11 protein-coding genes are annotated in these 13,574 nt (G+C 42.4%); 8 read left to right on the plus strand and 3 right to left on the minus strand.

From position 1 onward, the window contains the following. Nucleotides 1-4 precede the first annotated feature (4 nt). The 8 genes from ACO05Z_RS19100 (at nucleotide 5) to ACO05Z_RS19135 (ending at nucleotide 8,034) form a co-directional block, all read left to right on the plus strand. A complete protein-coding gene (locus ACO05Z_RS19100; RefSeq protein ID WP_421903781.1) occupies nucleotides 5-787 on the plus strand; it encodes a cytidylyltransferase domain-containing protein in 783 nt (260 codons plus the stop codon). Continuing rightward, nucleotides 777-1,664 (plus strand): SDR family oxidoreductase, encoded by an 888-nt coding sequence (locus ACO05Z_RS19105; protein WP_421903782.1) that lies wholly within the window; start codon nucleotides 777-779, stop codon nucleotides 1,662-1,664. Before ACO05Z_RS19100 ends, ACO05Z_RS19105 begins: the two co-directional genes overlap by 11 nt. After that, nucleotides 1,661-2,740, plus strand: a complete 1,080-nt coding sequence (locus ACO05Z_RS19110; RefSeq protein ID WP_421903783.1) for an N-acetylneuraminate synthase family protein — start codon at nucleotides 1,661-1,663, stop codon at nucleotides 2,738-2,740. Before ACO05Z_RS19105 ends, ACO05Z_RS19110 begins: the two co-directional genes overlap by 4 nt. A gap of 7 nt (nucleotides 2,741-2,747) precedes the next feature. Further along, complete coding sequence (locus ACO05Z_RS19115) at nucleotides 2,748-3,269, plus strand: GNAT family N-acetyltransferase (RefSeq protein ID WP_421903784.1); 522 nt, start codon at nucleotides 2,748-2,750, stop codon at nucleotides 3,267-3,269. A 71-nt stretch (nucleotides 3,270-3,340) separates the two neighbouring features. Then, the gene (locus tag ACO05Z_RS19120; RefSeq protein WP_421903785.1) at nucleotides 3,341-4,762 is read left to right on the plus strand and encodes a hypothetical protein; all 1,422 of its coding nucleotides are present in this window, start codon (nucleotides 3,341-3,343) and stop codon (nucleotides 4,760-4,762) included. Beyond that, a complete protein-coding gene (locus tag ACO05Z_RS19125) occupies nucleotides 4,762-5,637 on the plus strand; it encodes a polysaccharide deacetylase family protein (protein ID WP_421904202.1) in 876 nt (291 codons plus the stop codon). Before ACO05Z_RS19120 ends, ACO05Z_RS19125 begins: the two co-directional genes overlap by 1 nt. Nucleotides 5,638-5,781: 144 nt before the next feature. Continuing rightward, nucleotides 5,782-6,816 carry a hypothetical protein gene (locus tag ACO05Z_RS19130; RefSeq protein ID WP_421903786.1) on the plus strand — a complete coding sequence of 345 codons (1,035 nt, stop codon included), beginning with the start codon at nucleotides 5,782-5,784 and terminating at the stop codon, nucleotides 6,814-6,816. A 147-nt stretch (nucleotides 6,817-6,963) separates the two neighbouring features. After that, nucleotides 6,964-8,034 (plus strand): hypothetical protein, encoded by a 1,071-nt coding sequence (locus ACO05Z_RS19135; RefSeq protein ID WP_421903787.1) that lies wholly within the window; start codon nucleotides 6,964-6,966, stop codon nucleotides 8,032-8,034. 113 nt (nucleotides 8,035-8,147) lie between these two features. Here the strand turns inward: ACO05Z_RS19135 and ACO05Z_RS19140 are convergent, their stop codons facing one another. The 3 genes from ACO05Z_RS19140 to ACO05Z_RS19150 all read right to left on the minus strand — a co-directional run bounded on the left by ACO05Z_RS19140 (nucleotide 8,148) and on the right by ACO05Z_RS19150 (nucleotide 13,506). Then, entirely contained in the window at nucleotides 8,148-9,152 is a 1,005-nt protein-coding gene (locus ACO05Z_RS19140) for a Gfo/Idh/MocA family oxidoreductase (RefSeq protein ID WP_421903788.1), read from the minus strand. A gap of 129 nt (nucleotides 9,153-9,281) precedes the next feature. Further along, nucleotides 9,282-11,360: an acyltransferase family protein gene (locus ACO05Z_RS19145; protein ID WP_421903789.1), complete on the minus strand. Its 2,079-nt coding sequence runs from the start codon at nucleotides 11,358-11,360 to the stop codon at nucleotides 9,282-9,284. A 118-nt stretch (nucleotides 11,361-11,478) separates the two neighbouring features. Then, entirely contained in the window at nucleotides 11,479-13,506 is a 2,028-nt protein-coding gene (locus tag ACO05Z_RS19150) for a hypothetical protein (RefSeq protein ID WP_421903790.1), read from the minus strand. Nucleotides 13,507-13,574: the final 68 nt, after the last annotated feature.

The raw sequence follows: 13,574 nt of genomic DNA on the forward strand, positions 1-13,574 counted from the left end.
AGCCATGAAGATAACAGCAATTATTCAAGCCAGAATGACCTCAACCCGACTTCCGGGAAAAATCCTGATGCAGGTGGCGGGAAAACCGCTCCTGCAAATCATGATTGAAAGGGTCCTCAAGGCTAAACATATCGACTCAGTGGTTCTGGCGACCACAACGAACAAGGAAGACGACCCTACTGCAGAGCTGGGTCGCGAACTTGGTGTTGCTGTCTTCAGAGGAGATGAAAATGATGTCCTTAAACGCTACTACGGAGCGGCCTCAGAACATAAGTGCAAGCACGTTATGCGTTTAACTGGAGATTGCCCTGTAATTGATCCTGACATGCTTGATATTCTTGCAGACTTCTACTTTCAGGGCGGTTACGATTATGCCTCCAACTGTCTGGAAGCGACCCTTCCTGACGGTCTTGATGCTGAGATTATCAGCATGGAAGCACTGACAGAGGCATACAAAAAAGCAGAACTGCCATCACAAAGAGAACATGTGACCCTGTACGTCAAAGACAATCCTGATAATTTCAAAATGGGATCATGGAAGAACAGTGCAGATTACTCACATATGCGCTGGACTGTGGACGATCCGGAGGATTTCACTTTCATCAAAAAAGTGATTGAAGCGCTGCTGCCGGTAAATCCTGACTTCAGGATGCAGGATGTTGTTGACCTTGTTGAAGAAACACCAGAACTGCTACAGATCAATGCGCACATCAACCGCGACGAAGGGCTGGCAAAATCCCTTGCAGAAGAAGCAGAACTGCGTGCAGGAGCCGGAGATGAAAACTGATTTCCTGATTCTCGGCAGTACCGGAATGCTCGGCTCGGCACTTATGTCCGGGCTGAAAGCTAAAGGATATTCTGTCCAAGGTGCAGCGCGCAGCAATGCGGACATCTGCATCAATGTAACAGATGACAAGCAGCTTCAAGAAACCTTGTCTGCTGTCAATCCTGCCACCATCATCAATACGGTGGCTATTATTGATCTGGCATTCTGCGAGAACAATCCGGGCCTTAGCTACGAATGCAATGCAAGGGTTTCCCGCATACTTGCCGAATACTCAAAAAGCAATGAAGCCAAGTACGGCTACATTTCAACAGACCACTACTTCACAGGGAACGGTTCAACAAAGCATGACGAGCACGCTCCGTTAAATCTCTGCAATGAATACGCTGCCACCAAGTTTGTCGGTGAACAATTTGCTCTTCAGGATAACAACGCCCTTGTTTTAAGAACAAATATTGTTGGGTTCAGACCCGGAAAAAAAGCAAATACCTTTGTTGAATGGGTAATTTCCGCTTTAGAAAAGCAGGAATCCATAACTCTTTTCGACAACTTCTACACTTCAAGCATTGATGTATACAATTTTACGGAAATATTGCTTGACCTGCTGAATAAAAATGCGACAGGTGTATTCAACGTCGCCAGTTCAGAGGTGGCAAGTAAAGAAATTTTCATTAAAACCCTTGCCGAAAAGCTCGGGTTTTCAACAGATAAAGCTAAATGCGGACCTATGCCGAAGGAAGCAAACGGCGTAATCCGCAACGAAAGTCTTGGTCTAGACGTATCTAAAGCTGAAAAACTGCTTGGATATGAACTCCCAAACCTTGAAAAAGTAATCGAAACACTTTGCAAACATTACCAGAACAATGGAGTTGCCATATGAAGTACAATAAAGAAATTTTCATGGGACCGACTAAAATTTCAAAAGATTCTCCCGTCTACTTCATCGCAGACATTGCCGCGAACCACGACGGGAGTCTCGAGCGCGCCAAAGAACTCATCTGGAAAGCAGCTGAAGCAGGTGCGGATGCAGCAAAATTCCAGCACTTCGCAGCAAAGACCATTGTAAGCGACTATGGTTTCAAAGACATCGGAACCCAGCAGTCGCACCAGAAAAAATGGAAGAAATCTGTATACGAAACATACGAAGACGCAGCTATTAACACCGACTGGAACGCAGAACTGAAAAAGACCTGTGACGAAGCTAAAATTGACTTCTTCACCTCCCCTTACTCCAGAGAATTGGTGGATTCAGTTGATGACCATGTGCTGGCTTACAAGATCGGCTCCGGCGACATTACCTACATAGAGCTGATCGAATACATGGCTACCAAGGGTAAACCTGTATTTCTGGCAACCGGAGCATCAGACATCCACGATGTTGAAAGAGCCATGGACGCCATCCTCAAGCACACCAAGGATGTTGTGCTCATGCAGTGCAATACCAACTACACCGGCTCTGTTGAGAACTTTAAATACATCAACCTGAATGTGCTCAACACCTTCAAACAGATGTACCCCGAATTGGTCCTCGGACTGAGTGACCATACCAAGGGTGACAGCTCTGTTCTGGGCGCAGTTGCTCTCGGCGCAAGGGTTGTTGAAAAACATTTCACTGATGATAATGACCGCGAAGGTCCGGACCACGCTTTCTCCATGACTCCCGAAGCCTGGAGAACCATGGTTGACCGCTCCGAAGAAATGAGACTCGCCATGGGCTCTGGCACCAAGGTTGTGGAAGACAACGAGAAAGAAACCGTTGTACTCCAACGCAGAGCTATCAGGACGACCACAGCCCTGCCCGCTGGACATGTCATCACCGCCGACGATCTTATTGAGTTGCGCCCTGCTCCTGCAGACAGCTTCCCTCCCTACATGAAGGAAGAACTCATCGGCAAAGAGTTGACCACCGCCAAAAGCAGCGGTGACGCCCTCTACAAAGACGATATCAAGGCATAGGTGATTTATGCTTACCGGTGAACACACTATTTTAAGAGCCATCGAACGGAATGACCTGAAGCAGCTCATGGAGTGGCGGAATCGCCCCGAAAACAGAGTTTACTTTAGAGAGTACAGGGAACTGAGCTGGGATCATCAGCAGAACTGGTATGAAAAGCTGGTTATGAACGACCCCGGCACCAGAATGTTCGCCATCCTTGACCGCTCTGGCAGACTGCTCGGAGCGTGCGGACTTTGCTATATCGACTGGGTCAACCGCAATGCCGACTTTTCAATCTACATCGGTGCTGACGACCTTTACATTGACGATGTCTACGCTGTGGATGCTTCTAAGTCACTGATCAAATATGGGTTTGAAGAACTCAATCTGGTCAAGGTCTGGGCGGAAATCTACGCCTTTGACACCAAGAAAACAGAAATGTTCACCAAGCTCGGCTTTGAACTTGAAGGCCGTCATAAGAAGACCCACTTCACCAACGGTGAATGGACTGATTCCCTGTTCTGGGGCTTTTTTAACGACAAGACTTAAAGCATATCCGTAGTTAGAGCAGCTAAAGAGACAAACTATCTATTGAAGATAAGGACCAAGGAAAACTGATAATGGGCAAACCAACGATTTTATTCATGAGTCGCGAAAGATGCGATTTATTTTTCATAGAAGCTATCAACGAGCTGAAAGACAAATATAATGTTGTTGTCGTAGCATCTAAACTTAACATAGACAAATACTCACCTATTGAAGGAATAACAATTGAAAAGTGGCACGACAGAGACACGTTGGTTGAGCTCAGCAGCCACCTTACTAAAGAACAACTTGAGAAAGTTAAAGACATTGAAAAAGAACTTGATATCAATTGCTACAGATTCAATATCAACTATCTTTTATACGAAAAATTTGTAAATCGCTATGTAACAAAACCAGTTCACACTGGACCAAACAGTACTATCCCTCAGCGAGTACTGTTTGAATATCAATTCCTAACCGATATTATTAAAAAGCATCACGTTGACTATGCTGTTTTTGAAACCATCGACCGAACTGAAACCATGATCCTTGAAGGGATGGCGCAAAAAGGAATCATCAAGCAGGCATTTACCCAAGAAGTTGCTACTCTCGGCGGAGAACTTAGACTAAGAATAACGTCCGGCCTACGTAAAGTAAGTAAAAGAATAACTCATGTTTATAACACTGGTGAACTCAACGCTGAAAGCCTTCAGTGGGCAGAACAGGCTGTTGCTAAATACCAGGACCAAAAGCCCGAATCCAAATTTGATAAGTACCATACCAAAATGGGGCGCATGCTTCCGAGCTATTCATGGGCACAAATAAAAGACAAGTTCAAAAGGATTCGAACCGGGGACTCTCTTGCTCCGGCATTAATTAAGATGAAAAACCGCTTCCAGTCGACTGGGTATTTTACACACGAATTACCCGAAGGCGATTTTATTTCTTATTTTCTGCAGCTTACTCCTGAAGCCTCCATGTGCTCACAAGTTCCTGAGTTTGCAAATCAGGAACATATGCTCGAACAAATCGCAATTCATGGAAAGTATGGCTACAAACTCGTAATCAAAGAACATCCAGCATGTTTCGGAAATAGAAGCAGTGCTTTTTATAAAGAGCTCGCGAACTTGCCCAACGTCGTCATGCTCCCTCCATCATTTCCAACACGAGACATAATTCTCAGAAGCAAGGCTGTTGTAGTTGCATCATCTACTTCTGCAGGAATTGAATGTGTTGGCTCAGGAACTCCGGTTATCTGTCTTGGAAATCCTTTTTACAGCATTTGCAAAAACAACGTTAAAATCAAACACCCCCATGAAGTCTGGGATGTCATTGATGACCTTAAAATCGATAAAAATGAAATTGTAAAATTTTTTGCAGCAGTCCATCAGGCTACGTACGAACACCCTCAGTACGACACTCCCGAAGAGGCCGAAATACGTTTAGGTGGTGGTGTTGTACTGGGCCAAGCGCTTGGTGACGAAATAGAACTTTATGAAGCAGGAGTGCTTCAGTGATGTGGAGTCCTTTGATTCGACCGATAAAAAACCGATACCTGGCATATTTCGCCCGTCGCGTAATCCACGCGACATGTCCTGAAAGCTACTTCATAAACTACATGAAAAAGCAGCAGAACCCGTTTAAAGAAGCCACATATGCGCTGACATTCGATTTCGATTTCGAAAAAGATATAGATGCATTCCCTCTATTGCTCGACATGCTTCAAAAGCATGAAATCAAGGCTGGCTTCGCAGTAATTGGTAAATTTGTTGAAAAGTACCCGGACATCCATAAACGTGCCGTAGACGAAGGCCATGAGATAATAAACCATACATATACTCACCCAGACAATCCGCACTGGGCACCAAAGCGCTATTTCAACAAACTGACATACGTTGAACAAAAAGCTGAAATAGAGAAAGCACATGAGGTTTTCCACAAAATCTTAGGGATAGAATGTATTGGTTTTCGAACCCCGCATTATGGTAATCTTCACACAGAAAGTGTTTACCCTATACTGGCAGAGCTAGGATATAAATACAGCAGTTCAAGTGCCGCCAGTGCATACAACGGTTATGGTGCTCCTTATACGCACTCCCATGGAATTATCGAGATTCCAACAGGCTGTAGTATACACTTTCCATTAGCTATTTTTGATTCATGGAATATGCTCAGAAAGAATAAACCTTTCCTCGGTGATGACGAACTCTTTGTTAATGAGTTTGCTGAAACTATGCAGGTCATAGCTGAGCATAATCTATTCCTGACTCATTACTTTGACCCATACGATATAATCGAGAACAACAAATTAGATAAAATTTGCCATATCTTGAATACATCAAACACACAAACGACATTATATAGAGACTTATTCCATCAACACTCTTCATGACAAATCTATGCCGTGAAATAAACGCACTTTATGAGCCTCAATAGATCGAATAAGGATGTCGCAAAACCACATTCAACAATCACTAACAGACTTTTATTACATAAATTTTATTCATAAGCTTCTACATAAACTAAAGGAACAGTAATGAGCCTCAAATTTGAATGCCTCTCTGAAGCGCCGATAGATTGGAACTCTTGGAATTCTGCCAATAGCCCCTGTCCTACTTACTACCAAAGTACAGGTATGGCACATCTGAACCATGAAACTACCAAGTCTAAACCAATTTTTTTGAGGGTTAGGAGTAGAGGTAGAATTGTTTGCCAAGCATTGATCATGGTCATGAATTATTATGATCGTATGCAGAACTCCAAAAAATTTCCTTTTCCATACTTAGATTGTCTGCACGGACCAATTTTTTCAGAAGGGGCTTCTTCACAAATAGAGGAAAGAGTTTTTAAATTTTTACACAAATTATCTATTAAGAACTTTGGGACCTACATTCGCATTATCCCCAATTTTAACACCCCGATGCCATCAAAAACATCGTTTGAAAATGCAGGTTATTCCATCACAAAGTGGGGCACATACATACTGCACTTACCAGAAGGTAAGGATGCCATTTTCAAAAAAATACCTAGCAAGGTGAGAAACACTATACGTAAGGCATCAAAACTAGGCATAGAATCAATCAAAATAGATTCCTGGAATGACTATAAGAACATTTATGTTCCAGTGGTCAGCGAAATTAAGAAAGAGTCCAAAGAATATCATACATTCCATTCCAGATGGACAAACAACTGCGCCCCTGGGATGCTTTACTATCTCGCGAAACATGAGGAAAATTACGTCGCATGCTTAGGGATTTTCGTTAATGGCAAGAGTGCAATCTCATTTGGATATGGACTGACTGATTATGCAATGGAAAAACGCCTTCCCGCTCAGGACTTACTGCACTGGCAAGCGATGATTGATGCGAGCGCTATAGGCGCTGTTAATTTCGATTTCGCAGGAATTAATCCTGACCCACAAACTCCTAAGGAAAAAGGAATTGCTTTCTTTAAAAAGAAATGGGGAGGGGAATATGTGGAATATCCCATTGCTACTCAAAATTTAATCCCATTTAGAGAATCTGTGGCCACTAGAGTAAAAAACTTTCTAGCGAAAACTCCTCAGCTTTAATAAGCATTGATCGGGATGTTTTGATTACTGGCTTTGACCAGATTAAATTGACGCAACCGATTTTGTAAACGCAAGAATTATTCAATCGAATCGTTTCCTGCACTGCAACGCTTATCTTGATCGAAATATTTAAAAAAAGAGGCAATGATGGTTGATGTTATACATATTGGATTTCCCAAAACAGCGACTACATATATCCAGGATATGTTTAATGCTTTTCCTGAAATTTATAGCATTGCAAAGCCTTCTAAAAACCCAGAAATCAGAGCACTGGTTGACGAGTTAATCTCCACTCCTCCATTAGAATTTAACGCGGAATATTTTAAAGCAGAATTCAATAAAATTTGTAGTGGGACAGAGGGAAAAGGCAAAATTAAACTTCTCAGCCATGAACTGCTCTCTGGCGATATGTATTCAGGGAAAGACACCAAGCTTCTTGCTGATCGTATTTTTGCGGTCTTCGGCAAAGTGCAGATTGTTATGACGATTCGTGAACAAGTTGCAACAGTTGAATCCTTGTACAGATATTATGTCATGATAGGGGGGCCACTTTGTATACAAGATTTTATATATAAGATGAACTCACCCTGTGTAGATGTTTTTGGCAAGAGTTCCATTTTTTCTAAGTATAAATATGATCACATCATTGAATATTATCAAAAATTATTTGGCGAGAACAATGTTGCTGTCGTCCCTTTTGAGCTGCTTTTTGGCGCTAATCATGAATATGAAAGAACTTTCTTTGAAAAATGCGGAGTTAAATTCCGGAAAGAAAACTTAACTCCAAAAATGTTGGAACCAAGTAATACCGACTTGTCCAATGCCAGCTTGGGGCTAAATCGCTTGGTCAACAATATAGTTGCGACGCATATGTCAAACGGAATACTTTCAAAAGATTTCAGTTACTACATGTGTTTGAGAGTTTTCCCTAAGACTTTCCATTTTTTAGATAAATTTCTTAAAAAAATTTCTTCGAACAAAGATTATACCGATCAAAAGAAAGTTAAATTCTTATTCCGAATTGCCGGTAATCTTCTCTCATTTCTGCCGGAATCGTCATTCATTCAGAAGGCAAATGAGAAATTAGATCTTAGAAACAAAAACTCAATTAAGGATGAACTAAAAAAAGTATATGCTGATTCTAATGCTAGAACAGAGATGCTGACGGGCTTAAATTTACGAGAACTAGGCTATACATGTAATACTGAAAAGAAGTAGCCGATGGGTTTGTCTCAAACCAATAATGATAAGACTATTTAAGTCATATCTCTGGAGTAATTAAAAAACTGTCGCGACTCAAATCAAGTCACGACAGTTTTTATTTTTTTATATTAAACGCTAATTTTCTTGCAGCCACAATTGTAGTCATTATCGACAATTTTAAGAGCAAGATCCAAAGCTTTAAGTCCGTCTTCACCAGTTACAAGAGGTATTGTACTGTTCTCGCAGCAGTTGAGAAATGACTCAATTTCAACACGCAAAGGTTCTCTTTTTTCAACCCTGAAGCGCGTGAAATCGCCCTCAGCAACGCCAAACTTAGCCTTAAACCAATCACTCTGGTTAACGTTCTGTTCAGCTGCGTAATTGGAGTTAAAAGTCAAATTCTGGTTCAGGTAATCGACAGTAAACATACCGTTTTCACCAGTTACCGAAATTTCACGGATCTTTGTCGGTGTAACCCAGTTTACGTCCAGTATTCCGAGAATCTGGTTCTCAAATCTCAAAAGTCCAAAGACAATATCTTCGTTGTCAGTATTCATAACCTTAGAAATTTCGGCAGTCATTGAATGTACTTCTGACTGCGCGATATAACGCATCATATCGAGCTCATGAGTCGCGAGGTCGCTTGCAACCCCAACATCGGTAATACGACCGGGATAAGGAGACTGACGTCTTGAATGAATGGTAAAAATACGTCCAAGCTGTCCATCAGCAAGCCTTTCCTTCAGCTGAGTCACTGCGGGGTTAAACCTTTCGATATGGCCAACCTTAAGCACACATCCGACTTCTTTAGCTTTAGTAATCATCTCTTTTGCCTGATCAACAGTCTTAGCGATCGGCTTTTCAACCATCACATGAATTCCAGCGTCAAGGCAATCCATGGTAGCTTGATGATGAAAGGAGGTGGGGAGAGCGATGGTTACGGCATCCGGCTTTTCTTTTTCAATCATTTCACGGTAATCAGTGTAAGCACGCCCACCGTAAAGAGCGCAAAGTCTATCTGTTTGATTTGCATCGTGATCAACGACACCAACAAGTTCAGAGTTTTTAATATCAGAATAAAGCCGAACATGGTGCTGTCCCATTGCGCCAGTTCCGATTACTGCAGTTTTCATTTTTTTGTCCTTATAAATTCGTTTTTTTATAGTAAAGTTACACAGTTTTTTTATCTACGTAACAGTCGAATCGTTTGATGAATCTTTGTTAGTTGACTTAGCACATAATGGCAATATCTACTTTGTGAGTTATTTCTCGAACACTCTGAGATTACTTAACTTCGTCTTTTTAAAAAAATTCGCAGAACCAAGCGGATTTCCGAACGCAGAAATCCATTCTTTTCCAAGCACTATCGCTCCATGCCGATTTACATGGTTACTGTCTAGATAAAGGGGAACACCATTGATTATTGGATAAAACTGCCCTTCAGTTACAAGTGGTTTGAGAATTTTTTTGGGATCAATAACCACCACACTCGGAAATTGATCTCTAATCTTATCGATGACGGAATCTTCAAACTCATGACGGCTTTCTATCTCACGCCAAGGAATCCCGGTTTTTAAATCGGAGCCAAATAAATTATTTTTGACATAGTTAAGCGAGAGCCTTTCCCGTACATAAGGCATATCTTTAAAAATGACCGGGACGACACCATTATCTGTGAGAAATTCGACCGTATCACGAAGTCCGCAATAAAAACTTAGCTTATTATCAGCGACTATATCAGAACTCCTTTGAACGTTATCATGAAGCATGCGCTCAGGGTTCTCAGGATCTGAAAAGATTCTTGATGAATAAAAAGCAGCTATAAAAACGTACTTAATTTTCTTTTCTAAGACTAGGTAACGCCAATATTCATTCATTTCGCGCTTATCTTTGCGCAGTACCAAATCACCGAGAATATCTCGATCATAAAAGTCAACATTAAGTAAAAATGGGGTGCTATCACGTGAAATTTGCAATCCCTTAATTCCTAAGGGCTCGCACATCATTTCCACAAAAGGCCTGATTGCAGTCGCATGAGAATCACCAACTAACAAAGCCTGAACAGGCCCAGGCTTACCGTAAGCCCAAATCGTGTTAGCATTTTCAAGATGTGAACTAGTTGGTGACCCTTTTCCTAGTTGGGCTCCCTTGTATGGCTTATTCAACCTTGAAACAGCTTCTACTATGACACGATTTTCCTCAGTATAGCGGTCCAAAAATCCATCATCCTTTGCGCCATTAAGGTATACCCCACTCAAACAAATTGGGACTAAGACTATGCCTACGAATGCAGTACAAAATGAAATATTAATTCTTCTAAATCGTTGTTCAACAACAAAATAAGAAGCAATGGAAAGCAAAAAACTACCGATCAACGCAGGAACCCTGTACTCAATGACAGAGTGTCCCGAATAAGCTATCAATGAAAAAATAGGCCAATGCCAAAGATATAATGAATACGAAATCTTGCCGATTCCTACAAAAGGAGTAGAGGAGAAAAGCTTTGTAACTACGGAATCATCCCGGCTAAAGGGAAGAATCAAAAGAAGAGTTCCAAGACACGGAGTTAAGGCATTGAAACCAGGATATGGCAATCCTTCTTTATAAAAAATACTGGCGTATAAAATTAAAATAAGACCCGCTATGCGTGTCGAAAAAACCACATAATTTTTGATTAATGTATCTAATTCAATCGGTTTACGAAAAATTAAAGCAGCGCTAGCTCCCATAAAAATTTCAAAAAATCTCGCCGGGATCATATAAAATGCAAATTCTGGATATTTGATCAGATATTGGGAAATAAGAAGCAAAAAGACAAAAGCTAGCCCTAAAATTTTATTATGAAATCGTTTAGGGATAAATGTGTATGCTAATAGAAAGACTGCTGGCCAGATAAAATAAAATTGTTCTTCAACAGATAATGACCAAGTATGAGTTAATGGGAATTCTTTTGAATAACCACGCCAATATCCACCATAGAACTTCCATAGAAAATAATTAGCACATGAAAGCAAAGCAGCAAATTGGGCTTTTGCATAGCTTTGCAACTGTCCTGGCAGCAGGATATTATGAGCTGCGTAAGTTGTAACTCCCAGCATTGCTATAAGTGCTGGGAATATCCGTTTGATTCGGCGGAGATAAAATTTCTTAAAGCTGAAGATTCCCTTATCAATTTCTGCAACCATGATCGCAGTGATCAAATAGCCGGAAATCACAAAAAAGACATCAACCCCGACAAATCCTCCCTCAAAGAAGCTAAATTGAGCATGAGATAAGACTACAAGCAAGACAGCAACTGCGCGCAATCCGTCTATATCTCTTCTATACGGAATAACACTCATACCAAACTGATCTGATTAATTGCCTTAATTTAAATTTGCTAATTACTAAAAAAGAGAGCCGACCCAAAGGCCGGCCCTCTATATTTATCTACGTGGACTTAAATCCAGTAGCTGGTGCTTACTTGAAGCGGCTACGTACGATAGCAACCATGGGAGCAAGCATCAGAAGCAGCCATTCCAGACCGAAGCCAGCTGCGGGGTTGAATACACAACCGGAGGAGCTGGAGGAACCGGGAACGGAGCCGAGAACGACGGGGTCAACAATACCGTAATCTTTGGTGTTGTTGGTGTCGTAAGAACCGTTATCTTTTACTACCCAGTTTACGTAGTATTCAACGGTAGGATCAAGAATGGAATCTTTACCCATGTAGGTGTCACCAAGGTTCTTGGAGATCCACCATGCACCGTCGGTAGCGGTTTCTGCGGAGTCAGCGTAGGTCAGGTTGTTTACGGTAGAACCGTCAATCATGACTTTGTAGAGACGCAGGTTTTCAATGTTACCACCCACACCAGTCATCTGGAAGGAAGCGGTGTAGTACCAGTCTCTACCGTTAGCCATTTTACCAGCAGAGGTTACACCGTAACCTTTAACGTCGGTAAGAGGAGTAAAGTCAGAAGGCAGACCAGTCCACTGTGTTCTCAGAGCAGTCTGGGTATAGCCGGTGCTGTTGTGATCAAGCTGAACAGTAACAGTACCATCAGTCATGGTAGCGTTATCCTGATAACCGGAGTTTGCGATAGGAGCAGTAGTTGCTGCGGTGGGGATCAGGAATGCGAGGGAACGGTAAGTTGCTTCAGTTGCAACGGTTTCGTAGATACCTACGGAGAATACTTTATCAGCAGACTGTTTACCATAGAAGTAACCAGCAACGGTAGTACCGTCAGTGCCGTAAATAGTCATGTTGGACTGGTTAACAACAAACTGAGAAGTAGAAGCCAGAGCAGCAGAGTAACCGTTCAGGGAAGTATCAGCAGCCTGCTTGGTCATTGCACCAGCAGCGGATACAGTCCAGAAACGAGCGTTACCGCGGAGACCGAGGTCTTTATCAGCGGTGAACTGCATCATACCTGCAGTAGCGTTACCAAGTTCCTGGTTAGCAATACCGGAGCCTGCGTAAACCAGGTTGAAAGCGCGATTCTTAACATCGTCAGTTGAGATAGTGGTAGCATCTTTAACCATTACAGCGAAAAGACGCTGGTCACCAGTGTTAACAAAACCAGTGATCATGTTTTCGTCTTTGTTGATGGTACCGTTCTGGATCAGAGTAAGGTAACCGGTTTTGGACTTTGCGAGGTGCAGGTAGCCGCCGGTTGTGCCTTTGGTCAGACCAGTAGCGTTGTAGGTGTAAGTCTGGTCAGCTTTGCTGGTACCGTCAGTACCATTCTGCAGGTAGTAAGAAACCTGAGCGTTGTTAGCACCAGTGAGGTCATTGATGGTAACTTCACCATAAATGGTTACAGGCTGAGCTTTTCTGGTACCGTAAGCGTAGTAAGCCCAGGTAGTGGAAGCTGCATTCTTGAAAGTACCATTCTGGTAAACCATGGGCATGGAAAGACCACGACCAGGGGTAGCAACAGCATCCTGCTTGTAACGAGCAGCACCAATAGCGGTGGTGTTGTAGGATGCGTTAGCAAGACCAACCATCATCTGGTAGTTACCAGCAGGTACGAAGTAGGAAGTTGCGTTCAGAGTGTTGTTACCGGGACCGAAAGTGGTGAGACCAGCAACAGGACCGAAATCCTGGTCGAATGCCAAGTTGATGTGACCAGCTGCTACACCACCGGTGTTGTTACCGAAGTCTCTGTAACGGGTATCAGAACCGTTAGTGAAAGACATGGTACCGTTGAACATTCCGCCGTTAGCGGAGGAGTTCACGTAGAAACGGAAGGTTTTAGCAACGCCAGCAATGTTACTGGAAAGGAAAACTACAGTACCCTGAGTTTTACCTGTAATTTTGGTGGTTGCATTGAGACCAAGACCTGTAAAGAACAGCTGAGTACCGTTGTTACCAGCACCGGTACCGTACAGGGCAGCGTCGCCACCGATGGAACCGTTGTAGTAAGCGGGGTATTCAGCAGTTACTGCAAATGCGCTGGAAGCAGCAAACATGAGCAGTACTGTAAAAATACCGATAAGTTTTTTCATAATGAAAAACTCTCCATGTTACGTGCGAGTGCCTGAAAACCCCATGTTTTCAACCCACTTCACAACTT

The sequence above is a fragment of the Maridesulfovibrio sp. genome (genome assembly GCF_965230075.1).
Taxonomy (GTDB): domain Bacteria; phylum Desulfobacterota; class Desulfovibrionia; order Desulfovibrionales; family Desulfovibrionaceae; genus Maridesulfovibrio.

What these genes read in the sequence shown, in the direction of transcription:
- ACO05Z_RS19100 (WP_421903781.1), top strand. Translation starts at nt 5, where the DNA reads ATGAAGATAACAGCAATTATTCAAGCCAGAATGACCTCAACCCGACTT.
- ACO05Z_RS19105 (WP_421903782.1), top strand. Translation starts at nt 777, where the DNA reads ATGAAAACTGATTTCCTGATTCTCGGCAGTACCGGAATGCTCGGCTCG.
- ACO05Z_RS19110 (WP_421903783.1), top strand. Translation starts at nt 1,661, where the DNA reads ATGAAGTACAATAAAGAAATTTTCATGGGACCGACTAAAATTTCAAAA.
- ACO05Z_RS19115 (WP_421903784.1), top strand. Translation starts at nt 2,748, where the DNA reads ATGCTTACCGGTGAACACACTATTTTAAGAGCCATCGAACGGAATGAC.
- ACO05Z_RS19120 (WP_421903785.1), top strand. Translation starts at nt 3,341, where the DNA reads ATGGGCAAACCAACGATTTTATTCATGAGTCGCGAAAGATGCGATTTA.
- ACO05Z_RS19125 (WP_421904202.1), top strand. Translation starts at nt 4,762, where the DNA reads ATGTGGAGTCCTTTGATTCGACCGATAAAAAACCGATACCTGGCATAT.
- ACO05Z_RS19130 (WP_421903786.1), top strand. Translation starts at nt 5,782, where the DNA reads ATGAGCCTCAAATTTGAATGCCTCTCTGAAGCGCCGATAGATTGGAAC.
- ACO05Z_RS19135 (WP_421903787.1), top strand. Translation starts at nt 6,964, where the DNA reads ATGGTTGATGTTATACATATTGGATTTCCCAAAACAGCGACTACATAT.
- ACO05Z_RS19140 (WP_421903788.1), bottom strand. Translation starts at nt 9,152, where the DNA reads ATGAAAACTGCAGTAATCGGAACTGGCGCAATGGGACAGCACCATGTT.
- ACO05Z_RS19145 (WP_421903789.1), bottom strand. Translation starts at nt 11,360, where the DNA reads ATGAGTGTTATTCCGTATAGAAGAGATATAGACGGATTGCGCGCAGTT.
- ACO05Z_RS19150 (WP_421903790.1), bottom strand. Translation starts at nt 13,506, where the DNA reads ATGAAAAAACTTATCGGTATTTTTACAGTACTGCTCATGTTTGCTGCT.